The organism is Thermomonospora sp. CIF 1 (assembly GCF_001896795.1).
In the GTDB taxonomy this organism is placed as follows: domain Bacteria; phylum Actinomycetota; class Actinomycetes; order Streptosporangiales; family Streptosporangiaceae; genus Thermomonospora; species Thermomonospora curvata.
Genome location: NZ_MOYN02000003.1, coordinates 136,953 through 160,491, shown reverse-complemented (window position 1 = coordinate 160,491; position 23,539 = coordinate 136,953). Strand labels below are relative to the sequence as shown.

General features: G+C 71.6%; 21 protein-coding genes, 1 pseudogene and 1 riboswitch. Of the genes and pseudogenes, 8 read left to right on the top strand and 14 right to left on the bottom strand.

Going from position 1 to position 23,539, the window contains the following annotated elements:
• The first annotated feature begins 29 nt into the window (after nucleotides 1-29).
• The 3 genes and pseudogenes from BUE48_RS01740 (at nucleotide 30) to BUE48_RS01730 (ending at nucleotide 2,456) form a co-directional block, all read left to right on the top strand.
• Nucleotides 30-1,136: an ABC transporter permease gene (locus tag BUE48_RS01740; protein ID WP_286988509.1), complete on the top strand. Its 1,107-nt coding sequence runs from the start codon at nucleotides 30-32 to the stop codon at nucleotides 1,134-1,136.
• Nucleotides 1,133-1,844: pseudogene (locus tag BUE48_RS01735) on the top strand (ABC transporter ATP-binding protein). Before BUE48_RS01740 ends, BUE48_RS01735 begins: the two are co-directional and overlap by 4 nt.
• Before the next feature lie 21 nt (nucleotides 1,845-1,865).
• Entirely contained in the window at nucleotides 1,866-2,456 is a 591-nt protein-coding gene (locus BUE48_RS01730) for a TetR/AcrR family transcriptional regulator (RefSeq protein ID WP_012850732.1), read from the top strand.
• Between the two features lie 93 nt (nucleotides 2,457-2,549).
• Here the strand turns inward: BUE48_RS01730 and BUE48_RS01725 are convergent, their stop codons facing one another.
• Nucleotides 2,550-3,401, bottom strand: coding sequence for an SAM-dependent methyltransferase (locus BUE48_RS01725; protein ID WP_286988507.1), 852 nt, complete (start codon nucleotides 3,399-3,401; stop codon nucleotides 2,550-2,552).
• A 262-nt stretch (nucleotides 3,402-3,663) separates the two neighbouring features.
• Nucleotides 3,664-3,848, top strand: a riboswitch (cobalamin riboswitch).
• Nucleotides 3,849-3,984: 136 nt separating this feature from the next.
• On the opposite strand from BUE48_RS01725, the gene BUE48_RS01720 reads away from it, so the two are divergent.
• The 3 genes from BUE48_RS01720 to BUE48_RS01710 are packed head-to-tail and all read left to right on the top strand — an operon-like array spanning nucleotide 3,985 to nucleotide 7,365.
• Complete coding sequence (locus BUE48_RS01720) at nucleotides 3,985-5,298, top strand: ABC transporter substrate-binding protein (RefSeq protein ID WP_286988505.1); 1,314 nt, start codon at nucleotides 3,985-3,987, stop codon at nucleotides 5,296-5,298.
• Nucleotides 5,295-6,362 (top strand): FecCD family ABC transporter permease, encoded by a 1,068-nt coding sequence (locus BUE48_RS01715; protein ID WP_012850729.1) that lies wholly within the window; start codon nucleotides 5,295-5,297, stop codon nucleotides 6,360-6,362. Before BUE48_RS01720 ends, BUE48_RS01715 begins: the two co-directional genes overlap by 4 nt.
• 4 nt (nucleotides 6,363-6,366) lie before the next feature.
• Nucleotides 6,367-7,365 carry an ABC transporter ATP-binding protein gene (locus BUE48_RS01710; protein ID WP_012850728.1) on the top strand — a complete coding sequence of 333 codons (999 nt, stop codon included), beginning with the start codon at nucleotides 6,367-6,369 and terminating at the stop codon, nucleotides 7,363-7,365.
• 115 nt (nucleotides 7,366-7,480) lie between these two features.
• Here the strand turns inward: BUE48_RS01710 and BUE48_RS01705 are convergent, their stop codons facing one another.
• The 8 genes from BUE48_RS01705 to BUE48_RS01670 form a co-directional block, all read right to left on the bottom strand.
• Nucleotides 7,481-8,413 (bottom strand): MBL fold metallo-hydrolase, encoded by a 933-nt coding sequence (locus BUE48_RS01705; protein ID WP_286988504.1) that lies wholly within the window; start codon nucleotides 8,411-8,413, stop codon nucleotides 7,481-7,483.
• Between the two features lie 60 nt (nucleotides 8,414-8,473).
• Nucleotides 8,474-8,695, bottom strand: coding sequence for a hypothetical protein (locus BUE48_RS01700; RefSeq protein ID WP_012850726.1), 222 nt, complete (start codon nucleotides 8,693-8,695; stop codon nucleotides 8,474-8,476).
• Entirely contained in the window at nucleotides 8,692-8,967 is a 276-nt protein-coding gene (locus tag BUE48_RS01695) for a hypothetical protein (RefSeq protein ID WP_286988503.1), read from the bottom strand. Before BUE48_RS01695 ends, BUE48_RS01700 begins: the two co-directional genes overlap by 4 nt.
• A gap of 454 nt (nucleotides 8,968-9,421) precedes the next feature.
• Nucleotides 9,422-10,615, bottom strand: a complete 1,194-nt coding sequence (locus tag BUE48_RS01690; RefSeq protein ID WP_286988501.1) for a helix-turn-helix domain-containing protein — start codon at nucleotides 10,613-10,615, stop codon at nucleotides 9,422-9,424.
• Between the two features lie 273 nt (nucleotides 10,616-10,888).
• Entirely contained in the window at nucleotides 10,889-12,088 is a 1,200-nt protein-coding gene (locus BUE48_RS01685; RefSeq protein WP_286988499.1) for a helix-turn-helix domain-containing protein, read from the bottom strand.
• Nucleotides 12,089-12,195: 107 nt separating this feature from the next.
• On the bottom strand, nucleotides 12,196-12,996 hold the full coding sequence (locus tag BUE48_RS01680) for an SAM-dependent methyltransferase (protein WP_012850722.1): 801 nt from the start codon (nucleotides 12,994-12,996) through the stop codon (nucleotides 12,196-12,198).
• A gap of 180 nt (nucleotides 12,997-13,176) precedes the next feature.
• Nucleotides 13,177-13,506 (bottom strand): YbdD/YjiX family protein, encoded by a 330-nt coding sequence (locus tag BUE48_RS01675; RefSeq protein ID WP_286988497.1) that lies wholly within the window; start codon nucleotides 13,504-13,506, stop codon nucleotides 13,177-13,179.
• The gene (locus BUE48_RS01670; protein WP_012850720.1) at nucleotides 13,503-15,725 is read right to left on the bottom strand and encodes a carbon starvation CstA family protein; all 2,223 of its coding nucleotides are present in this window, start codon (nucleotides 15,723-15,725) and stop codon (nucleotides 13,503-13,505) included. Before BUE48_RS01670 ends, BUE48_RS01675 begins: the two co-directional genes overlap by 4 nt.
• 278 nt (nucleotides 15,726-16,003) lie before the next feature.
• Here BUE48_RS01670 and BUE48_RS01665 point away from each other — a divergent pair, with 278 nt between their 5' ends.
• Complete coding sequence (locus BUE48_RS01665) at nucleotides 16,004-16,504, top strand: TspO/MBR family protein (protein ID WP_148232887.1); 501 nt, start codon at nucleotides 16,004-16,006, stop codon at nucleotides 16,502-16,504.
• Nucleotides 16,505-16,521: 17 nt separating this feature from the next.
• Here BUE48_RS01665 and BUE48_RS01660 read toward each other — a convergent pair whose 3' ends face one another.
• From BUE48_RS01660 to pdhA, 5 genes are all read right to left on the bottom strand, one after another.
• Nucleotides 16,522-17,358: an enoyl-CoA hydratase/isomerase family protein gene (locus BUE48_RS01660; protein ID WP_012850718.1), complete on the bottom strand. Its 837-nt coding sequence runs from the start codon at nucleotides 17,356-17,358 to the stop codon at nucleotides 16,522-16,524.
• A complete protein-coding gene (locus BUE48_RS01655; protein WP_012850717.1) occupies nucleotides 17,355-17,984 on the bottom strand; it encodes a TetR/AcrR family transcriptional regulator in 630 nt (209 codons plus the stop codon). Before BUE48_RS01655 ends, BUE48_RS01660 begins: the two co-directional genes overlap by 4 nt.
• An 88-nt stretch (nucleotides 17,985-18,072) precedes the next feature.
• A complete protein-coding gene (locus BUE48_RS01650) occupies nucleotides 18,073-19,644 on the bottom strand; it encodes a dihydrolipoamide acetyltransferase family protein (protein WP_286988493.1) in 1,572 nt (523 codons plus the stop codon).
• A gap of 5 nt (nucleotides 19,645-19,649) precedes the next feature.
• Nucleotides 19,650-20,657 (bottom strand): alpha-ketoacid dehydrogenase subunit beta, encoded by a 1,008-nt coding sequence (locus BUE48_RS01645; protein WP_012850715.1) that lies wholly within the window; start codon nucleotides 20,655-20,657, stop codon nucleotides 19,650-19,652.
• Nucleotides 20,654-21,796 carry a pyruvate dehydrogenase (acetyl-transferring) E1 component subunit alpha gene (pdhA, locus tag BUE48_RS01640; protein WP_012850714.1) on the bottom strand — a complete coding sequence of 381 codons (1,143 nt, stop codon included), beginning with the start codon at nucleotides 21,794-21,796 and terminating at the stop codon, nucleotides 20,654-20,656. The genes BUE48_RS01645 and pdhA overlap by 4 nt, the downstream gene beginning before the upstream one ends.
• A 230-nt stretch (nucleotides 21,797-22,026) precedes the next feature.
• On the opposite strand from pdhA, the gene BUE48_RS01635 reads away from it, so the two are divergent.
• Entirely contained in the window at nucleotides 22,027-23,481 is a 1,455-nt protein-coding gene (locus tag BUE48_RS01635) for an aldehyde dehydrogenase family protein (protein ID WP_041440552.1), read from the top strand.
• Nucleotides 23,482-23,539: the final 58 nt, after the last annotated feature.

Below are 23,539 nucleotides of genomic sequence, written 5' to 3'. Positions count from 1 at the left end.
GGCATGTCGCCGATCCTTCGAGGTGGTCCGTGTTCCTGGCATTGCGCGACCTCCGGTTCGCCCGGGGGCGTTTTACATTGATGGGCACCGTGGTCGGGTTGATCGCGGTGCTGGCCGTCCTGCTCACCGGCCTGGCCAACGGCCTGGTCAACGACAACGTGTCGGGGCTGCGCAGTCTCCCCGCCACCCACCTGGCCTTCCAGCCGGGCGTGGACGGCAACCTGTTCTCCCGCAGCACGGTCGATCCGGCGCTGGCGCAGCAGTGGGCGAAGGTCCCCGGCGTCCGCGCGGCGACCCCGTACGGCAACACGCTCACCCACGCCAAGGAAGAGCGCAGCGGCAAGGATGTGGACGTCGCGGTGTTCGGCGTGGAGCCCGGTTCGTTCATGGCGCCCGAGCCGCTGACCGGCGATCCGCTGGGCAGCCGGGAGGACGGGGTGCTGATCTCCCGCAAGCTGGTGGACGAGGGGCTCAAGATCGGCGACACGCTGGTCGTGGAGCGCAGCGAGGTGCGGCTGCCGATCATCGGCACCATCGGCGATGTCTCCTACGGGCATGTGGCGGTGGCGTACGCGCCGCTGAAGACCTGGCAGCGCATCTACTACGGGCTGCCCGGCGAGCCGCCGCAGGAGGCGTTCAAGGTGGCCACCGCCATCGCCCTGGACGGTGAGCCCGGCGCCGGCGGCCCCAAGGCCGAGGTGCTCAGCCGGGAGGAGTCCTACGGCCAGTCGCCGGGGTACTCCGCCGAGCAGGCCACGATGCAGATGATCCAGTTCTTCCTGTACGTGATCTCGATGTTCGTGGTCGGCGCCTTCTTCGTGGTCTGGACGGTGCAGCGCAAGGACGAGATCGCGCTGGTGCGGGCGCTGGGCGGCTCGGCCGGTTACCTGGTCCGCGACGCCCTCGCCCAGGTGCTGGTGGTGCTGGTGGCCGCCACCGCGGTCGGCACCGCGGTCGGCGCGGGGATGATCGCGCTGCTGCGGCGGGTCGCCCCCGGCATGCCGATCGCCTGGGCGCCCGGCCCGATCGTCACCGCCATGGCGCTGCTGGTGGTGCTGGGCGTGCTGGGCGCGCTGGCGGCGCTGCGCCGCATCACCTCCGTCGATCCGCTGCTCGCCCTGGGAGGCAACCGATGACCGCCACCACCGCCACCACGACCGGGCTGGCCCTGGAGCAGGTCACCTTGGAGTACGGGACGGGCGACACGCTGGTGACCGCGCTGGATGAGGTCACCTTGACCGTGGAGCCCGGGGAGTTCGTCGCGGTCGTCGGCCCGTCGGGGTCGGGCAAGTCCAGCCTGCTGGCCGTGGCGGGCGCGCTGATCCACCCCACCCGGGGCCAGGTGCGCATCGCCGATGTGACCGTCTCCGGCGCCAAGGCCGCCGAGCTGGCGAGGCTGCGCCGCACCCGGATCGGCTACGTCTTCCAAAGCGGCAACCTGCTGGCCTCGCTGACCGCCCGCGACCAGCTGCTGCTGGTGCCGCACCTGTCGGGGCGGATCACCGCCGAGGACCGGGCCCGCGCCGACGAGCTGCTGGAGGCGGTCGGGCTGACCGCCAAGGCCGACCGCCGCCCGCACGAGCTGTCCGGCGGCGAGCGGCAGCGGGTCGGGCTGGCCCGCGCGCTGATGAACCGGCCGGCGGTGCTGCTTGAACCGGCCGGCGGTGCTGCTGGCCGACGAGCCCACCGCGGCGCTGGACCGCCGCCGGGCCCGTGAGATCGTGGCGCTGCTGGCCGCCCAGGCCCACGAGCGCAAGGCCGCCACCGTGATGGTCACCCACGACACCGACCTGCTGGAGGCCGCCGACCGGGTCGTCCACATGCGGGACGGCAAGCTGTCCTGACCTGCGCGCAGAGGAAGTGCATTGCCGAGGATCACCGCCCCGACCGTCGCCGAGCACCGCGCCCGCCGGTACGCCGAGCTGCTGGAGGCGGCCCGGCGGATCGTGCTCGCCGATGGGCCGGAGGCGGTGACTCCGGGCGCGGTCGGCGCCCGCATCGGGCTGGCCCGCTCCAGCGTCTACAAGTACTTCCCCACCTCCCGCGACATCCTGGTGCACCTGCTGGAGGAGATCTTCCAGCGGTGGAACGCCCGGCTCGGCGAGGTGATGGCCGCCCAGGCCGGCCCCGCCGAGCGGGTGACCGCCTACATCCGGACGTTCTTGGAGTTCGCCGGGAGCGAGGAGCACCGCATCGCCGACGCCATCGGCTTTCCCAGCCTGCCGCCGCAGGACGCGGCGCGGATCCGCGTCCTGCACCGGCGGCTGACCGAGCCGCTCTGCCAGGCCCTGATCGAGCTGGGCGACCCGTCCCCGCAGATCACCATGGAGCTGATGGTCGGCACGCTGAACGCCGCCACCCGCCTGATCGCCCAGGGGCATTCCAAGGCGCAGATCACCGCCGCGACCTTGGCGTTCATCCGCCCTCCGGGGACGTGCGGCCGTCCGGAGCGGTGAACCTCATCCAACGCGTTCTTTCCGCAAGCCGCCTGTGGCGGCGCCGGGCTTTCGCCCGTCCGGCGCCCCCGTGCGCCTGCCAAGGCCCGGTGATCAGGCGGGCTTGCGCAGCAGGCCGCCGTACTCGCAGCCGGCCTTGTTGAGCTTGGAGGCGCCTTCGTAGGGCTTCAGCTCTTCGGGGACGGGGGGCAGCGGCGGCTGGTCGGGGTCGGGGCGCCAGTCGTTGACGTCCACCAGGCCGGGCGCCACCGGCTCCAGTCCCGCCAGCAGGGCCTGGACCTCCTGCGGGCTGCGGGTCTGCCAGGTCAGGCCGTAGGCGCTGAGCTGAGAGTTCATCAAGGCGCGGTGCGCGGGGTCGTCCGAGGTGGCCTGGGTGAAGGCGATGTAGCCGCCCGGGGCGATGCGGTCGATCACGGTCTGCAGGATCCGGCGCGGGTCGTCCTTGTCGGGCAGCATGTGGCCGACCGACAGGAACAGCACCGCCACCGGCTCATCGAAGTCGATCAGCCGCTTGGTCTCCGGGTGGTCGAGGATCTCCTCCACCTGGCGGATGTCGGCCCTGATCACCGTGGTGGAGTCGTCGTCGGCCAGCAGCGCCCGGCCGTGCGCCAGCACGATCGGGTCGATGTCGACGTAAACGACGCGGGAGTCCGGGGCGAACCGCTGGGCGACCTGGTGGACGTTGTTGTCGGTGGGCAGCCCGCAGCCCATGTCGATGAACTGCCTGATTCCCGCCTCGGCCGCCAGGTGGCGCACCACCCGGTACAAAAACAGCCGGTTCTCCCGGGCGGCGTCCAGGGCTTCCGGCAGGTTCTTCAGCATCTGCCGGACGAACTGCCGGTCGGCCTCGTAGTTGTCCTTGCCGCCCAGCATCCAGCCATAACCCCGCGCCGGGGAGGGAATGTCGGTGCGCACTCCTGAGAAAGGCAGCTCCGCAGAGACCATGAAAAGCTCCGATTCTCGGAGGATGTGGAGGGGACTCGGCTCAGAATATCACCGAATCCACTTCCGGGAAGGGCGAATTACCCGCAACAAAAAGACCTCGTTAATCGGACCGAAAATGCAGTTCCGTCTCTTTATGCAACTCCTTGTGACGAACGCATGACCCCGTTCCGGGCGGCGCCCCCAGGGCTTGCGGGCCCGTGAGCCCTCACGAGCCCTGTGAAACGGCGGCGGACGCGCCCCCGGCCCCATGGACACCGGAACAGCCCATATGCGAAGATTGCACGCCGTAGGCGACGGCGGACGAGGAAGCCGGTGCGAGTCCGGCGCGGTCCCGCCACTGTGATCGGCGAGCGGACCCCGATGACGCCACTGCCCGCACGCGGGTGGGAAGGCCGGGGCGAGCGACGACCCGAGAGCCAGGAGACTCACGCAGTCGCCTCCTCAGTCAGATGGGGCGGATCTCCCCATGAGAGGACACGCCGGGCTCCGGCGTGCCGCGGGACTCTCTGGAACGGTCCGTCCCACCGCCTGCCGCGGACGCCGTCGAGGAACGGCCGCCGCGGCCAGTCTCGCAGGAGCGCCAGTGAACCTTGTGCACCGAGCCGGGCGCACCCCGGCCGAACGGCAGCCGGACCCGTCCCTGCCCCACCGCCCGGAGGCGGGGCGTCCCGCCGAGGGGGGCTCATCGCGCACCTTCCGCACCCGCCGGGCATGGCCGCTGGCCACGGCGCTGGTGGCCCTGTCGCTCGTGGCGAGCGCGTGCGGCGGGGACGGCCAGGGGTCGCAGGCGGCCCAAGGCGACCGCTGCGTCAAGGAATTCGACGCCTCCAAGGACTACTTCCCGGTCAAGCAGACGATCCGGCACGCCACCAACTTCACCCTGACCTACGCCAAGAACTACCAGGTCGTCACCGTCAAGCAGCCCGCCCCGGGGGCCAAGCCGCAGACCTATGTGCTGGTGCGCTGCGGCACCCCCGCCCCCAAGGCCGAAGGCGAGCTCAAGGACGCGGTGGTGGTCGAAACCCCGGTGCGCACGCTGTTCGCCTCCTCGACCACGCACCTGCCGTTCATCACCGACCTGGGCGTGCTGGACCGGCTCAAGGGCGTGGCCTCCGCCGGGCTGATCACCTCCCCGCAGGTGCGCGAGCGGGTGGCGGCCAAGCAGATCATCGAGTACGCCGACATCACCGGGCAGGAGATCGACACCGAGAAGGTGATCGGCGCCCGTCCGGACGTGCTGATGACCGACGGCAACGACGTGCCCGCCCACCAGACGCTGCGCAACGCCGGCATCAAGATCGTCGCCAACGCCGAGTGGCAGGAGACCAGCGCGCTCGGCCGGGCCGAGTGGATCAAGTTCGTGGCCGCGCTCACCGGCACCGAGGCCAAGGCCACCGAGGTGTTCGACAAGGTCGCCGCCGCCTACCAGGAGCTGGCCGCCAAGGCCAAGCAGGCCGAGCCGGTCTCGGTGCTGCCCGGCCAGATGTTCCAGGGCCAGTGGGCCATCCCCAACGGGGAGAGCTTCATGGCCAAGCTGATCGCCGATGCGGGCGGCACCTACGCCTGGGCCGACACCAAGGGCACCGGCAGCACCAATTTGGACCTGGAGACCGTGCTGTCCAAGGCCCGCGACGCCGAGGTCTGGCTGCCCCAGATGAACGACTGGAAGTCCCTGGAGGACGTCCGCAAGGCCGACCCCCGCTACGCCGAGTTCGCCGCGTTCAAGTCCGGCAAGGTCTGGTCGATGAACAAGGTGCTCGGCCCCGGCGGCGGCAACGACTTCTACGAACGCGGCGTGGGCCGTCCCGACCTGATCCTGGCCGACCTGGTGGCCATCTTGCACCCGGAGTTGATGCCGGGCCACACGTTCACCTTCTACCAGCAGCTCGCCCGTTGACCGAGCCCGCATTCGCCCCGGCCGCCCGCCGCCGCACGGCCGTCATGGCCGTGCTGGCGGCGGCGGTCGCGGTCTCCTTCGTGCTGGCGGTGGCGCTGGGATCCACCACGATCCCGCTCGACCAGGCGGTGGCGGCGCTGCTGCGCCTGGAGAACGCCGACCCCGGCGCGCAGACCATCATCTGGACGGTGCGGCTGCCGCGGGCCATCACCGCGCTGCTGGCCGGGGCGGCGCTGTCGGTGGCCGGGGTGCAGATGCAGACGCTGTTTCGCAACCCGCTGGCCGAGCCCTACATCCTGGGGGTCAGCTCGGGCGCCAGTTTGGGCGTGGCGCTGGTGGTCACCGGGTGGGGCGGGCTGGCCTCCGCCTTCACCGGCGGCGTCGCCGGGCTGGGCCGCGCCGGGATCGTGGTGGCCGCCTCGGCCGGGGCGGCGGCCGTGCTGGGGCTGGTGCTGGCGCTGTCGCGGCGGGTGCGCTCGGTGGTCACGCTGCTGATCATCGGGGTGATGGTGGGCTCGACCACCGCCTCCCTCATCACCTTGCTGCTGGCCTACTCCGACGCCCAGCGCGCCCAGCAGTACCTGGGGTGGAGCCTGGGCAGCTACTCCGGAACCACCTGGGGGGACCTGGCCCTGTTCACACCCGTGTGCACCGCGGCCCTGGCGGCGGCCCTGATGGGCGTCAAGCCTTTGAACGCCATGCTGCTGGGGGAGAACTACGCCCGCACCATGGGCGTGCGGGTGCGCCGGGTCCGCACCGCCACGCTGCTGACGGCGTCGGTGCTGGCCGGTTCGGTCACCGCCTACTGCGGCCCGGTGGCCTTCCTGGGCCTGGCCGTGCCGCACATGGCCAAGCTGCTGCTGGGCACCGCCGACCACCGGGTGCTGATGCCGGCGTCGGTGCTGCTGGGCGGTGCGGTCTCGCTGGTCTGCTGCATCGCCACCCAGGCCCCCGGCAGCGGCGCCGTGCTGCCGCTGAACGCGGTCACCACCGTGCTGGGCGCCCCCGTGGTCATCGCCGTCCTGCTGCGCAGCCGCGCCGCCCAGACCGGATGGGCGGGGTGAGGCCATGCTGTCGCTGCGATCGCTGAGCGTCGGCTACCCCGGACGGCGCCGCCGCCCGGCCCGGCGCGTCCTGGAAGGGCTGGAGGCGGTGGCGCGGCCCGGCGACCTGACCGTGCTGATCGGCCCGAACGGCACCGGCAAGTCCACGCTGCTGCGCACCCTGGCCGGGCTGCAGCCGGCGCTGGAGGGGCAGGTCCTGCTGGACGGCTCCCCCATCACCGCCCTGGACGAGGTGGAACGGGCCCGCCGGATCGCCGTGGTGCTCACCGAACGGGACCTGCCCGCCCTGCTGACCGCCCGGGAGCTGACCGGCCTGGGCCGCCACCCCCACACCGGCTTCACCGGGCGGCTCACCGCCGCCGACCAAGCGGTCATCGACTGGGCCCTGCAGGTGACCGGCGCCGCGCACCTGGCGCACCGCCCGGTGACCGAACTGTCGGACGGGGAGCGGCAGCGGGTGCTCACCGCCCGCGCCCTGGCCCAGGAGCCGTCGGCGATCCTCCTGGACGAGCCCACCGCCTTCCTGGACGTGCCGTCCCGGGTGGCGCTGATGGGGCTGCTGCGGCGCCTGGCCCGCGAACGCTCCCTGGTCGTCGTGGTCTCCACCCACGACCTGGAGCTGGCCCTGCGGATCGCCGACCGGATCTGGCTGATCGACCCGGCGGGCGCGCTGCACTGCGGCACCCCCGAGGAACTGACGCTGAACGGGACGATCGGCGCGTCCTTCGACGGCGAGGAACTGACCTTCGAGGCCGCCTCGGGCGTGTTCGTCCTGCACGGCAAGGGCCGCGGCACCGCCCGCGTCACCGCCGACGGCACCCGCCGCCCCCTGCTGGAACGCGCCCTGACCCGCGCCGGCTGGCACCCGTCCCCCGAAGGCCCCGCCGACCTCGCCGTGACCTGGACCGGCGAGGCCTACGAGGCCGTCCGCGACGGCACCGCCCACCGCTTCACCTCGCTGGCCGACCTGACCGACTGGGCCCGCCACGAGGCGAACCGGTGACCGGCACCGCACACCGGCAACCGGCCCGGCTCTCGGCGGGCGCGCAAGCCCGGTGCCGCCCCGGCGGGCCGGAACGCGCGGCCGCCGCGCAGACCGGACGGCGGCGGAGGAGCGTCTAGCGGACGGGAAGAAGGGTGGTCTCCCGCCAAAGGTCCGGCAGGACCAGGCGGACGCCGTCGCGGCGGCTCTGCTCGACCAGGAAGCGCATCGAGACGGCGATGTCGTCGGCGAAGTAGGGGAACGGGCGCAGCGGGGCGGTCAGCAAGGGGGTGGTGAAGTCGTCCCAGTGGATCGGGATGACGACCTCGGCGCCGGTGGCGCGGACGATCTCCGCCCAGTAGCGGCGGCGGTAGTCGTCGTCCTGCTTGCCGAGCTGGCCGATGCCCAGGTAGACGATGTCGGCGCGGTGCCCGTCCAGCCGTCCCGGCACGAAACCGGCGCTGCCGTGGACCAGCACGGTCCCCAGCGGGTGGCGGAAGAACACCGAGTACGCCTCGCCCGTCCGGTACGCCCTGGCCCGGGCGGGCGGGGACAGCGGCGCGTCGATGACGCCGGGGGCCAGGTCGCCGGGGCAGTGCACGCCGACGACGAACGTGACCTCGAAATCCCCGAAGCGCACCGTCTCCCCGTCCTCCACGGTGCGCAGCGCCTCCTCGGGCAGCCCGTGCCCGCGCCCGATGTTGGCGCTGGAGTGCGACCCCACCAGCTTCGCCCCCAGCCGCTCGGCGATCACCGGGGCGTCCATGGCGTGGTCGTAGTGGGAGTGGACGCAGATCACCGCCGCCAGCGACCCGGCATGCCCGATGCCCGCCCGCCGCAGGCAGGCGTCGATCACCTCCCGGTCGGGCGCGATCCGCCCCAGCCCCACCCGCAGCCAGCCCGGCCGGGTGAAGAACCCGTCGGTCAGCAGCGCGGTGTCCCCGTCCCGCAGCAGCACGCTGCTGGTCCCCAGGAACATCCCCGACACCCCGCCGTCCCCCTCGGCCACCGGAACGCCGACCAGCCCGGCGAACGCGTCCATCCGCGGACGTCCCAAAGGCCACCGCATGCGCACCTCCCAAAGCCGCCCGCGATCATCGCATACGCCCGCAGGGATGGGGATGGCCCCTTATACGCCGATCCCAAGGACGTCCCGGGCCGTCGCGCTGTAGACGACGCGGTGCCCGTCGGTCAGCAACGCCACGGCGATCGGCCACCAGCACAGCGCGCACCAGAACGACCCATCGGCGGTGGCCACCACCGCGGCCGGCGCCAGCACCGGCCCGTGGACGGCCCCCTCGCACACCTGCCCGGCCGGTGCCACGTCCACCCGGTAGACCTCACCGGTCACCGCACGTCCCGGCCGAACCCGCCGCCGCTGCCCCTGTCGGCGGACCCCAGCGCGCGCCGTTCGACGGCGTTCATCGCCGCCCACAGCTCGCCGGCGTCACGGCCCTCGACGATCGCGACCGCGGCGCCCTGCCAGGTCGGCACCGCCCGTCGGGAGGCCACGCCCCACCACACCACCCAGCGGGGCGCGCGTTCCCGCTCGATGCTCGCGGCGATCCACCGCTGCCGGGGGTCATAGACCCGCGACCGGCTCGCGCCCCGGCGAGTACGCACGGACGCCCTCGTCTTCTCATGGCCAGACCCTGGGAAGCGGCGTGCCCTGCGGGGCACAGCGGCCACCGGCCGCTGCTGAGAGTCGCGCGAAGAAGTCGTGCTCATGACTCACAGAGTCACGGCCGTCGCGGTGCGTAACGTCCCCAGCAGGAACATTCATTCCGCGGTCACGTCGGACGGCATGAGCTACCCGGTTCGCCCGCAGTGCTCGACCTTCATGCCTGGGAGCACCTCAAAGGGCTCGGCCGTCTGATACCGGCACGTCAGCTTGGGAAGAAGTCACAGAACTCCCGGGGTGCCCAGAAGGCCCGATCGGTGTTCCGCCGACCTCCCGGCCTCGCCCCCAGCTCCACTCACCAAGCCCTATGCACGCGTTCACCACACGCCAGACCGACTCTCCGGTGGCCCCCAGTCGCATCCCCACCCGAACCGGTGGACGCCGAGGAACACTTCGCTATACGCCCATGCGGCTTTGGAGCCTGCGCAGCGGTTCGGGCAGCGTCCGGCGGACGTCCACCAGGTGCGCCACCACCGACCGGGCCGAGGGGTGGAAGTAAGTCATCTGGGAGGCGATCCGTTCAGCGTTCTCCACCCGTGCCAGCGCCTGGTCATAGTCGCCGAGTTCCAGCAGTGCCCGCGACATGTCGATTTCGTGATGAGCACGGCGTTCCGGCGCCATGCCCTCCAGTACCTGCCGCTGCCTGATGTCCCGGTCCCGCCGTACGGCCTCGTCCAAATCCCCCAGTTCGACCGCTATGGCGGCGCCGTGCACGGCGACGTTGGACATGCCGAACTCCATCCCGTGCCGGCCGTCGCCGAGCCGCCCGGCCTCCGCCAGCTCGGCCGCGCGTCCGTGGTGCTCCCAGGCTTCACTGACGCCGTCACGAGTGCGGGCCGCCACGACCGCCGCGCGCAGCTCCAATGCCCCGGCGACCTCCCCGGCGTCCGGCCGGTCCGCCTCGACCCGGCTGAGGGCGTCATTCAGCAGCCGCAACGCGGTCCGGTTCTGATTCATGGACATCAGCAGCAGCGCCCGGGGCAGGCTCACCAGCAGCGGCAGATGCGGGTCCTGGGAACGCCGGGCGGCATCGGCCGCCCGCTCCAGGAGCGCCAACGCATCCCCGGTGTATCCGAGCCGCCGCGTGAGGCTGACCGCCTCGTAGTAGGCGCGGAACAACAGCCCCCACGCTTTGGGCGAGTCGGTCTCGTAGGCGTGCCAGGTCAGCTCCTCCAAGACGGCGGGCAGCATCATCCCGAGCCGGGTCAGGCGCACCTGCAGCAGCAGCCGCCGAGCCTGGCGGATCTGCCTTTCCAGCTCATCCAATCCGCGGGGCGGCCTGTCCGGTTCGGGTCCGGCCCCGACGCAGGCGAGGATGCGCCGAAGCTCAGGAATGGCCGCATGCGCTTTGTCGTCACTGCCGACTCCCCGGTACGGCTGCCCATAGATCAGCGCCGGATCCACTTCGAGCGCCTCGGCCACGGCTGCAACGAATGCCGGGGTGGCCGCCTTGTGCCCGGCCTCGACCTGGGCGATGTGGGACCGGGAATAGTTCGCCCGCTGGGCCAAGCCGAGCTGCGTGAGACCACGCCGCTTGCGCTCGCGGGCTATGCGGATGCCGATTCGTTCGGGAGCGGCGTCAGCGACCATGGCCCTACTCCATGCTCAGTGATTCACATTCCCCAGGCTATGACGAAAGGATCCGGCCGTCCCGCCATCACCTGAAAAACCACCATCCAGTGGACCTTTTTCAACACGTGGTCCAAGGCACCGGGGATGGGAGCCCTCATGGTCTCCGCTGCCGTGACGTTGCAGGTCACGGCAGCGGCCCGGACTGCGATGCCCCGTCCCGACCTGCAGAGACAGCGTGTTGAAAAAGGTTCAGTTCTCACCTCTAGAGCTGTGAATGTCAAGGAACTCCCGCTATACGCCCATGCGGCTTTGGAGCCTGCGCAGCGGTTCGGGCAGCGTCCGGCGGACATCCACCAGGTGCGCCACCACCGACCGGGCCGAGGGGTGGAAGTAGGTCAGTTGCGGGGCGATCTGTTCGGCCTTCTCCAAGCGTTGAAGCGCGCGGTCGTAGTCGCCGGTCTCCAGCAACGCCCGCGACATGTCGATTTCGTGGTGCGCTCGTCGTTCAGGTGGCAGATCCGCCAGAAGGCGGGGGTGAATTCGGCGGTCCCGGCGGACCGCCTCGTCCAGGTCGCCCAGTTCGACGGCGACCGCCGCGCCGTGGATCGCCACGTTTCCGGTGACGAAGCCGGTGGTGATTCCGTGCCGGTCACCGGGCGCCCGGCCGGCGCGTCTGCGGATTTCGACGGCCTGGCCGTGGTGGTCCCATGCGGTTGCGGCGTCTCCTGCGCGGGCCGCGGCGATCGCGGCTCGCAGGTGCGCGGTGCCCAGGACTTCGGCGGCGTCCTCACGGGAGTGGTCGACCGCCCGGGCGGCCCGGTCCAGCAGGGTCAGGGCCGACCGCCACTGGGCGACGGCCAGCAACAGCAGCGATCGGCGGAAGACCACCAGCAGCGGCAGGTGCGGGTCCTGGGCGCGGCGCGCCGACTCCGCGGCCCGGTCCAGGCAGGTGCCGGCCAGGTCGTGGTAGCCGAGCTTGCGGCACAGGTCCGCGGCGGCCTCCTGGGCGAGGAACAGCATGTGCCACACCCGCGCCTGCTCGGTGTGGTGGGTGTGCCAGGACAGCTCCTGCAGCAGTGCGGGCAGCCGCTCCCCGATCCGGGAATAGCGGGAGGCCACCTGCAGTCTGCGAATCATGGCCAGCTCGGCGTCCAGCTCGGTCAGGCGGCGCGGCGGCCCCTCCAGGTCGGGGGGAACATCGACGAGGGCCAGCACCCGGCGGATTTCCGGGATGTGCGTGTGCACGGCGCCTCGGACGGGGCTGTTCTCGTAGAAGGGCTGGCCGTACAGGCGGGCCGGGCTGACTCCCAGGGCCGCGGCCACGGCGGCAATGAACGCCGGGGTGGCCATTTTGTGCCCGGCCTCCACCTGGGCGATATGAGAACGGGAATAGTTCGCCCGCTGGGCCAAGCCGAGCTGCGTGAGACCACGCCGCTTGCGCTCACGGGCTATGCGGACGCCGATTCGTTCGGGAGTATCGCCAGCAGCCATGGCCCTGCTCCGTCCTGAGAGACTCGCATTTCCCAGGCTACGGCGCAGAACCCCGAACGTCTCGTAATCGGCCGAATACGCGGGATTTCCGTTCTGTTCGGGTGGAATTACTTGCGGCCGATGGCGCAGTATTCGTCCATGTCGGGCTGGTCGCCGATCTGGTGGGTGTCGGGGCGCCAGCGGGGGCAGGAGACCAGGCCGGGTTCGACCAGTTCCATGCCGTCGAAGAAAGAGGCGATGGTCTGCGGGCTGCGCAGGGTGTAGGGGGTGGGGGCCACTTCGTTCCAGCGGCGCACCGCCTCGATCACCCGTTCGCCGGTGACCTCGCTGGTGCTGTGGGTGATGGCCAGGTGGCTGCCGGGGGGCACGGCCTCCAGCAGGCGGCGCAGGATCGTCCGGACCTGGTCGTCGTCGCCGATGAAGGGCAGGACGCCCAGCATCATGATCGCGACGGGGCGGGTGAAGTCCAGGGTGCGGGCGGCCTCGCGCACGATGGTGTCGGGGTCGCGGGCGTCGGCGTCGATGTAGTCGGTGGCGCCTTCGGGGGTGCTGGTCAGCAGGGCCCGGGCATGTACCAGGACCAAAGGGTCGTTGTCGACGTAGACCACCCGGCATTCGGGGGCGATCGACTGGGCCACCTGGTGGGTGTTGTCGGCGGTGGGCAGGCCGGTGCCGATGTCCAGGAACTGGCGGATGCCGGCCTCGGCGACCAGGTAGCGGACGGCGCGCCGCAGGAACGCCCGGGAGTGGCGGGCGATGTCCACGATCTCCGGCAGGACCTCCATGGTCTGCCGGGCGGCCTCCTGGTCGACCTCGTAGTTGTCCTTGCCGCCCAGCCAGTAGTTCCAGATCCGCGCCGAATGCGGCACCGTGGTGTCGATTGCAGGATTTTGAACGCCTTCGTCCATTGGTGGCGGCTCCACTGTCTCTCGCCATATGCCCGTAGCCGATCATGGACCTCGGCGCCGATGATCATCGCATACCGGAGCCGGATGTGCTCTGGCCGATATCGGCCACCCGGCGATGTGCAGCGGCCGTAAATTGCATGCAATTCCCATTCCCTGCCGCTACGGAGACATACCGGGAGCTCAGCAGCACCTGGTGCCGGGATTGCGGCCACGGGAGTCGAAGTGGCGGCGCCAGAACTCCCGTTCGGACATCACCGGCTCGCCGGGGTGGTGCCGGCGGCGGTGCTCCAGGTAGATCTCATAGGCCCGTTCGCCGGCGAACTCCCGGAGCAGACGCCAGGCTGAGCGCAGCCGCTCAGGCAGTGAACCTCTTGCAACACGCGGTCCAAGGAGCCGGGGACGGGAGCCCTCACGGTCTCCGCGCAGGCCACGACCTCGCCTCAGGCCGCGCCGTCTTCGCAGGCGACCTGCGGAGACGGCGCGTTGGAAAAGGTGCGGCGGCCGGGTCATGCGGGCGCTCCGGCGTCGGTGTCCGCACCGGTTCCGGCCGTGGCGGCGGCCGGTGGGCGCCGCCGCATGAGGCGGCGTTCCTCGGCGGTGGCGATCAGGCCGGACGGGGCCCAAAGCTCGGACTTCACATACGGGTCCTCGTGGGTGGGCAGGGGGCGGCCGGCGCGCAGCGCCTTGATCCACACGCGGGAGGCGTCGATCAGGATGACGACGACCAGGACGGCGAACAGGGCCGCCAGGACGCCGTCGACGGTGGTGTTGACCACGACCTGTTCCATCTGCTCGCGGGTGGTGGCGGTGCCCAGGGAGGTCTGGCCGGCCTGCAGGGCCTGGGCGTACTGCTCCCGCTGGGCGAAGAAGCCGATCTTGGGATCGGCGGAGAAGACCTTCTGCCAGGACGCGGTGAGGGTGACCGCGGCGTCCCAGGCCAGCGGTATCAGCGTCACCCACGCCCACTTCGCCCGGCCGGTTTTGATCAGCAGCGTGGTGCAGACCGCCAGCGCGATGGCCGCCAGCAGCTGGTTGGCGATGCCGAACAGCGGGAAGAGCTGGTTGATGCCGCCGAGGGGGTCGCGCACCCCGGCCCACAGGAAGTAGCCCCAGGCGCCGACGATGACGGCGCTGGCGGCATAGACGCCGGGCCTCCAGCCGACGTCCCCGGCCTTCTTCCAGACGTTGCCGACGGTGTCCTGCAGCATGAAGCGGCCGACGCGGGTGCCGGCGTCCACCGTGGTCAGGATGAACAGCGCCTCGAACATGATCGCGAAGTGGTACCAGAACGCCTTGAGGGCGTCGCCGCCGAGGACGCCGGAGAAGATCTCGCTGATCCCGATGGCCAGCGTGGGGGCGCCGCCGCTGCGGCCGGCCAGCGTGGCCTCCTCCACCGAGCGGGCGGCGGCGGCCAGCTGGTCGGGGGTGATGACAAAGCCCAGGTTCGCCACGGCCGCCGAGGCGGTCTCCAGGGTGGGGCCGAGGGCGGGGGCGGGCATGTTCATGGCGAAGTACAGGCCGGGGTCGATGATGCAGGCCGCCACCAGCGCCATGATCGCCACGAACGACTCGGTCAGCATGCCGCCGTAGCCGATCAGCCGGACCTGGGACTCCTTCATGATCATCTTGGGGGTGGTGCCGGAGGAGACCAGGGCGTGGAACCCCGACAGCGCGCCGCAGGCGATGATGATGAACACGAAGGGGAACAGCGAGCCGGCGAACACCGGGCCCTGGCCGGTGAAGGCGAACTCGGTGAACGCCTCGGTGCGCAGTGCCGGCCGGGCCGCCAGGATCGCGCCCGCCAGCAGCACCACCACGCCGACCTTCATGAACGCGCTCAGGTAGTCGCGCGGGGCCAGCAGCATCCACACCGGCAGCACCGAGGCCACGAAGCCGTAGACCACCAGCGCGATCACCAGCGTCTCGCCGGAGAGGGTGAAGGCGCCGGCCAGGGAGGACTCGGCCACCCAGCCGCCGGCGCCGATCGCCGCCAGCAGCAGCGCCACCCCGATGGCGGAGGCCTCCACCACCCTGCCGGGCCGCAGATAGCGCAGGTAGCAGCCCATGAACAGGGCGATCGGGACGGTCATGGCGATCGAGAAGGCGCCCCAGGGGGAGTCCTTGAGCGCGTTGACCACCACCAGCGCCAGCACCGCCAGCAGGATGATCATGATGGCGAGCACGGCGACCAGCGCCGCCGCCCCGCCCACCGGGCCGATCTCCTGGCGGGCCATCTGGCCCAGGCTGCGTCCGCTGCGGCGCATGGAGAAGAACAGCACCACCATGTCCTGGACGGCGCCGGCGAAGATGACGCCGACGATGATCCAGATGGTGCCGGGCAGGTAGCCCATCTGCGCGGCCAGCACCGGCCCGACCAGCGGCCCGGCCCCGGCGATGGCGGCGAAGTGGTGGCCGAACAGCACCCGCCGGTCGGTGGGGTGGTAGTCGATGCCGTCGTCGAGCCGTTCGGCGGGGGTGGCGCGGGTGTCGTCGACCCGCAGCACTTTGCAGGCGATGAAGCGGGCGTAGAAGCGGTAGGCGATGGCGTAGGAGGCCAGGGCGGCGAACACCAGCCAGGCGGCGGAGACCTCCTCGCCTCTGACCAGGGCGATCATCGCCCAGGCGACGGCTCCGAGCAGGCTGACCGCGCTCCAGATGACGATCTTCCGCAGGGCGGTGCGGCGGGAGGCGGGGACGGTGGGAGGGGGAGTGACCGTTGGGGTGGACACGGCGCCCTCCAAATGTGGAGTGACCAGTGGGTCACGGGTGTTTCGTGATACGGGCGACAGATTTCCCGGGCGCCGATATCCCCAAACTCTTCCCTGACAAAAATTGAAAACTTAATACTTATGTACTTAATACCGGTTTTGCGCCTTTTGTATCGAACTACAAATCACGGCGAGTGATGTGAATCACAAAGTCCGCGCCCTGGAATGTTCTGTGCAGATCGGGCACATACCCCGTCTACGCAGCGACACGGATGAGGGCTCGGCCGATGGTGAGAATCATGCAAAGGGGCGTCCCCCGGACGGGCCGCAGACCGGGCGGCACCGCCGCCACGTGGGGCGGCCTGGCGGTGTTCGCGGGGGTGACCGCGCTGGCCGCCGGGGTGGGCGCGCTGGCGGTGAGCGGAGCCGGGCAGGAGTACGCCCGGCTGGACCGGCCGGACTGGGCGCCGCCGTCGTGGCTGTTCCCACCGGTCTGGACGGTGCTGTACGCGACGATCGCGGTGTCGGGCTGGCTGGTGTGGCGGCGGCACGGCGTGCACCCGGCGCTGGGCGTGTTCGGGCTGCAGCTGGTGCTGAACGCGATCTGGACGCCGATCTTCTTCGGCGCCGGCGCGTACGGCTGGGCGGTGGCGGACATCGTGGCGCTGTGGCTGGCGCTGGGCGCCACCATCGGCTGGTTCTGGCGGCTGTCGCGGCCCGCGGCGCTGCTGCTGGTGCCGTACTGGGCGTGGGTGAGCTACGCCACCGCCCTCACCGTCGCGATCTGGCGGGCCGCCTGAGCCGCCCGGGACCGCGCTCAGCGGCGGAGCATGCCCTCCACCGAACGGGCGAACGGCTTGGTCGTAAAGCAGGAGGGCTCGGCGTACTCCTCCATGGTCAGCGCCTGCTCCCAGGACGTGTCGGCGGCCTGGCGCAGCAGCGGCTTGGTCATCGACAGCGCGTGCTCGGGCAGCGCGATCATCCGCTCGCACCACAGGCGCGCCCGCTCCAGCAGCTCCTCGTGGGGGACCACCTCGTTGACCACGCCCAGCTCCAGCGCCCGCCGGGCCGGGATGTGCTCGCCGGAGACGTAGTACTCAAAGGCCCGCTGATAGCCCAGGCGGCGGGTGATGAACCAGCTGGTGCCGACCTCCGGCAGCAGCCCGAGCCTGCCGAAGGCCGGGACCAGCACCGCCCGCTCAGAGGCGATGATCAGGTCGCAGGCGAAGGCCAGGGCCAGCCCCACCCCGGCCGCCGGGCCGTTGACGGCGGCCACCACGGCGGTGTCGCCGCCGGCGATCAGCCGGACGATGCCGCCGAACTCGCGCCGGATGAACCGCCAGGGGGTGGTGGCGCCGTCCTCGTCGGCGGGGTCGGCCAGGCCCTGCGTGACCTGGCGCATCAGCCGCAGGTCGCCGCCGGCGCAAAAGCCGGGGTCGGTGCCGGTGAGGACGACCGCGCGGATCTGCGGGTCGGCCACCAGGCCGGCCAGGGCCTGCCGCAGCTGCAGGGTCATGGCCGCGCTGAGCACGTTGAGCTTGCCGGGGTCGGCGAGCGTGAGCACCGCGTACCCGCCGTGGCGCTCCACGTTCACCAGCGTGCGGGTCTCGCCGCGCGCCTCCTCCATGACCTTGGTGTAGGAGATGGCCGTCATGTTCGGCTTCCTTTCTGGGAGGGCCGGGAATCCGGCTGCCGCAGGGCCTGCCAGGCCGCCTCGCCCAGCAGTGCGATCTGGTCGGGGGACGGCTCCGGCGCCCGGCCGGTCAGCCACTGCCGGCACAGCTCCTGGGCCGGCCCCAGCCACAGCACGTACGCGGTGACGATGTCGAGGGGACGCAGCGCGCCGTGGTGCTCGTGCTGCCGCCACCAGGCCAGCACGTCGGTGTAGAAGGCCCGGTTGTAGTCCGCCAGTTCCCGTCCGCCCGGCTCCTGCCGGCCGGGCGGGCGTTCGGTGAACAGGAACCGGGCGTGGTCGGGGTGCCGCCGGCACCAGTCGATGTGGAACGCCACGCAGGCGGCGACCGCGGCCTGCGGGTCGGCGTGCCGCCGCAGCTCCCGCAGGAAGCCCTCCTGGTAGCCGCGGAGCGTCTCGGCGTAGAGGACGGCGGCGACCTCCTCCTTGCCGGTGAAGTGGTGGTAGAAGCTGCCGGCGCTCACCCCGCTCTCCGACAGCAGCCGGCCGAGCGGGGTGCCGGCCACCCCGTCCCGGCTGAAACAGCCGAGCGCCGCCCGCAGGATCTTCTCCCTGCCGCCCTCGGAGGTCCCTCGCCGCCTGTTCACAGAAGAAAATTCTAGAGGACTAGAAAAATATTCTGCAACGGGCGTGGTGTCCCCGCGGGCGGGTTCCCGCGGGGACACCGGCGGAAGGTCAGCTCCAGGCGAGCAGGCGCAGCGGGTTCTCCAGCATGGCGCCGATGTCGCGCAGCACGGCCGAGCCGAGCTCGCCGTCCACGATGCGGTGATCGAACGTCAGCGCCAGCGTGGTGACCTTGCGGACCGCCAGCTCGCCCTGATGCACCCAGGGCATGTCCCGGATCTGCCCGAACGCCAAGATGGCGGCCTCGCCCGGGGTCAGGATCGGAGTGCCGGCGTCCACCCCGAAGACCCCGATGTTGGTGATGGTGATCGTCCCGCCGGTCAGATCGGCCGGCCGGGCCCGCCCGGCGCGGGCCTCCTCGACCAGCCGGCCCAGCGCCGCCGCCAGCTCGGGCAGCGTCAGCCGGTCGGCGTCCTTGACATTGGGGACGAGCAGGCCGCGCGAGGTGGCGGTGGCGATGCCGAGGTTGACGTAGTGCTTGACCACGATCTCATCGCCGGCCTCGCCGCCGTCCGCCCAAGAGGAGTTGATCATCGGGTGCCGCCGCACCGCCGTCAGCAGCGCCTTGGCGACCAGCAGCAGCGGGGTCACCTTCAGCTCGGCGAACTCCGGCAGCTCCCGCAGCCGCCGCACCGTCTCCATCGTCTCGGTGACGTCCACCTGCAGGAACTCGGTGACCTGCGGCGCGGTGAACGCCGAACCGACCATCGCCGCGGCGGTGCTCTTGCGCACCCCGCGAACCGGGACGCGCTCCTCCCGGCCGCCGGCCGAGGGGACGGCGGGTCCCGCCGCGCCTTCCTGGACGGCCCGTGCTTCTCCAGGCGCCGAAACTTCGGCGAGCCCGCCCGGCATTTCGGCAGGTCCCCGCCCTTGGCGTCCGGGCAGAACACCTCCGGGCATCTCAGTGAGACCGCGTACCGCTTCCCCGCCGGGAACGCCGCCGGCCTCCTGCGGCATCTCGGCAGGGCCTCGCCCCTCGTGCACCGGTGCCTGCGGGACTTCGGCGAAACCCGGGCGTTCGACGGCGGGCGGCGCCGGGGAGGTCGCGGCGCGTTCGGCGGCCTGGCGCACGTCCTCGCGGGTGATCGTGCCGTGGGGGCCGGTGCCGGTGACGGTGGACAGATCGACGCCCAGATCCCTGGCCAGTTTGCGGACCGGCGGCTTGGCCAGGGCATGGGGCGCGGGGGCGGGCCGGGCGTGGCGGATGGCCGCGGGCCGCTTGCGGGGGCGGCGGCGGGTGGCGCCGGGCCGCACCCCGTACCCGACCAGCACCGGCTGCCGGGCCGGCTCGGACGGCCCGGTCTCGGGGTCCTGCCGGGGGCCGGGTTCGGCCGTACCGTCCGGGGCGGGCGGCGGAGCGCTCTCCCCGGCCTCCCCGGTGGGGACCGACACGGAGATGATGGGGGTGCCCACCTCGACCGTGCGGCCCTCCTCCACCAGCAGCTCGGCGACCGTGCCCTCATACGGGCAGGGCAGCTCCACCACGGCCTTGGCGGTCTCGATCTCCACGATGATCTGGTTGACCTCGACCCGGTCGCCCGGGTGCACATGCCAGCGGACGATCTCGGCCTCGGTCAGGCCCTCGCCCACGTCCGGCAGCTTGAACGTCTTGATCTCGGGCATGCCGCTCACCACTCCATGACCCGGTCGACCGCGTCCAGCACCCGATCCAGGTCGGGCAGGTAGTGCTCCTCCAGCCGGGACGGCGGATAGGGGGTGGAGAACCCGCCGACCCGCAGCACCGGGGCCTGCAGGTGGTAGAAGCAGCGTTCGGTCAGCCGGGCCGCCAGCTCGGCCCCGTACCCGGAGAACACCGGCGCCTCGTGCACCACCACGCACCGCCCGGTGCGCTGCACCGAGGCCGTCAGGGCGTCGATGTCCAGCGGGTTGAGCGACCGCAGGTCGATCACCTCCAGCGAGCGGCCCTCCTCCAGGGCCGCCGCGGCCGCCTCCAGGCAGGTCTTGACCATCGGGCCGTAGGCCAGCACGGTCACGTCATGGCCGGGCTGGACCACCCGGGCGGCGTGCAGGGGCGTCCAGGACTCGGCGGGGGCGGCCAGATCGACCGCGGCCTTGTCCCAGTAGCGCCGCTTGGGCTCGAAGAAGATCACCGGGTCGTCGCAGCGCACCGCCTGCTGGATCATCGTGAACGCGTCCAGCGGGTTGGAGCAGGCCACCACGCGCAGCCCGGCGGTGTGGGTGAAGTAGATCTCCGGGGACTCGCTGTGGTGCTCCACCGCGCCGATCCCGCCGCCGCAGGGGATGCGGATCACCACCGGCAGCCGCACCGCCCCCAGCGACCGCAGGTGCATCTTGGCCAGCTGGGTGATGATCTGGTCGGCGGCCGGGAACACGAACCCGTCGAACTGGATCTCCACCACCGGCCGGTAGCCGCGCAGCGCCAGCCCGATCGCCGTCCCCACGATCCCCGACTCGGCCAGGGGGGTGTCGATCACCCGGTCCTCGCCGAAGTCTTTTTGCAGCCCGTCGGTCACCCGGAACACCCCGCCGAGCCGGCCGACGTCCTCGCCCATCACCAGCACCTTGGGGTCGTCCTCCAAGGCCCGGCGCAGGCCCTCGTTCAGGGCCTTGACCATCGTCAACGTGGTCGTGGTCTGCTGCGTGACGGCCGTCATGACCGCTCCCCCTCGTCCTCGAACGACTCCAGATAGGCGGCGTACTCGCGCTGCTCCTCGGTGATCAGCGGGTGGGGCTCGGCGTAGACGTGCTCGAAGATCGCCCCGGGCTCGGGGTCGGGCAGCTGCAGGCAGCGGCGGCGCAGGTCGGCCGCGTACTGCTTGGCCTCCTCCTCGACCCCGGCGAGGAACTCGGCGTCGGCCTGCTCGTTTTTGATCAGGTACGCCTTGACGCGTTCGATGGGGTCTTTGAGCTTCCAGGCCTCCAGCTCGGCCTCCAGCCGGTAGCGGGTGGGGTCGTCGGTGGTGGTGTGCGCGCCCATCCGGTAGGTGTAGGCCTCGATCAGCGTGGGGCCCTGGCCGCTGCGGGCGGCCTCCAGGGCCCGGCGCGTGACCGCCAGGCAGGCGAACACGTCGTTGCCGTCCACCCGCAGGCCGGGGAAGCCGAAGCCCTGGGCCCGGCGGTACAGGGGGATGCGGGTCTGCTTCTCCAGCGGCTCGGAGATGGCCCACTGGTTGTTCTGGCAGAAGAACACGATCGGGGCGTTGAACACCGAGGCGAACACGAACGACTCGTTGACATCGCCCTGGGAGGTCGCCCCGTCCCCGAAGTAGGCGATGGCGGCGGCGGCCTTGTCGGTGCCCAGCACGCCGTCCCGCTGAATGCCCATGGCGTAGCCGGTGGCGTGCAGGGTCTGGCTGCCGATGACGATCGTGTACAGGTGGAAGTTGTGCTCGGCCGGGTCCCAGCCGCCGTTGCTCAGCCCCCGGAACAGCGACAGCAGCCGGATCGGGTCCACGCCCCGGCACCAGGCCACGCCGTGCTCCCGGTAGGTCGGGAACACCATGTCGCGTTCGCCCAGCGCCCGTCCCGACCCGACCTGCGCCGCCTCCTGCCCCAGCAGGGACGCCCACAGGCCGAGCTCGCCCTGGCGGGTCAGCGCCACCGCCTCCATGTCGATGCGGCGGACCATCACCAGATCGCGGTAGAGGGCGCGGACTTCTTCGGGGGTCAGCTCCAGGGGGTAGTCGGGGTGCTCGACCCGGACGCCCTCGGGAGTCAGCAACTGGATGAGCTCGGGCGGCGGGGCCTGTTGCAGGCCGCTGGCCGGCGCACCGCGTGCGGAGTCGATGGTCACGTCTCACTCCTCGTCCAGGGCCGGGACACGGGGTCACCGCGACCGGCCGACGTCAGGACCCCGCCCCTGGGTGTGGCGCGGGGTTTTCCCTCCGCCATCGTGGCAGACATCACACCGGGGGCCGCAAGCCCCGATTCGCTCGGATCAATACCCGCCCAGGGGGCATAACCATCGCCCGATCCGGCCGCCCTCCCCGAAGGCCGGTCCCGATGAGCCAGGAAGACGAGGTCATGACAGTGAACGAGACCAAACCGCACTTTGAGCCCCCGGGCATGCTCATCGCCGGAGAGTGGACGCCGGCCGGTGAGAACGGGCAGATGGAGGTCCGCGCGCCCTATGACGGCTCCCTGGTGGCGCGGGTGCCGGCGGGCGGGCCGCGCGATGTGGACCGGGCGGTGCGCGCCGCGGCCGAGGCGCTGCGGCGGGACGACTTCCCGCGCTTTGACCGGGTGCGGGTGCTGGAGCAGACCGCCGCCGCGCTCAGCGACCGCCGGGAGCTGTTCGCCAGGGCGATCGCGCTGGAGTGCGCCAAACCGCTCAAGACCGCCCGGGTGGAGGCGTCGCGGGCGGTGGAGACGTTCGCCTTCGCCGCCGCCGAGGCCCGCCGCTACGCCGGCGAGGTGATCCCCATGGACGCCACCCCGCCGGGGTCCGGCAAGACCGGGTTCACCCTGCGCGTGCCGGTGGGGGTGGTGGCCGCGATCACCCCGTTCAACTTCCCGCTGAACCTGGTGGCGCACAAGGTCGCCCCGGCGATCGCGGCGGGCTGCCCGGTCGTCCTCAAGCCCGCCTCCCAGACGCCGGTGTCGGCGCTGCTGCTGGCCGAGCTGCTGGACGGGCTGGGCGTCCCGGCCGGCTGGCTCAACGTCGTCACCGGCGGGGGCGGCACCGTGGGCGACGCCCTGGCCACCCATGAGGAGGTCGCTTATGTGACCTTCACCGGGTCGGCGGAGGTGGGCTGGTCGATGGCGGCCAAGGCGCCGCGCAAGAAGGTGCGGCTGGAGCTGGGCTCCAACTCGCCGCTGATCGTCGATTCCCCCTCCGACTGGCAGACCGCCGCCTCCAAGGTCTCCACCGCCGGGTACGCCCACGCCGGGCAGTCGTGCATCTCCACCCAGCGCGTCTATGTGCACCACGACATCGCCGACGACTTCCTGGAGGAGCTGCTGCCGCGGGTGGAGGACCTGCGGCTGGGCGACCCGCTGGACGAGCACACCGACGTGTCGTCCCTGATCACCCGGGACGACACCGAGCGGATGAAGGAGTGGACCGACGAGGCCGTGGCCGCCGGGGCCAGGCTGCTGACCGGGGGCGAGGCCCTCGAGCACGGCATCTTCCGGCCCACGGTGCTCGAAGGGCCGCCGCCGCAGGCGCGCGTCCAGTGCCAGGAGGTCTTCGGTCCCATCGTCACCGTGACCCGCTATGCGGACTTCGAAGAGGCTCTGCGCCTGGCCGACGACTCCCGCTACGGGCTGCAGGCGGGGGTGTTCACCGACGAGCTGGGCAAGGCGCTGAAGGCCGCCAAGAGCCTGCACTTCGGCGGCGTCCTGATCAACGACGTGCCCACCAGCCGGGCCGACCAGCAGCCCTATGGGGGCGTCCGCGACTCCGGCAACACCCGTGAGGGTCCCGCCTACGCCATCGAGGAGATGACCGAGACCCGCCTGGTCACCCTCCAAACCTGACGGCCGGCACCGGCCGCCGCCCGCCCCAGGGGAACGGACCCGCCTAAGATCACCGCCG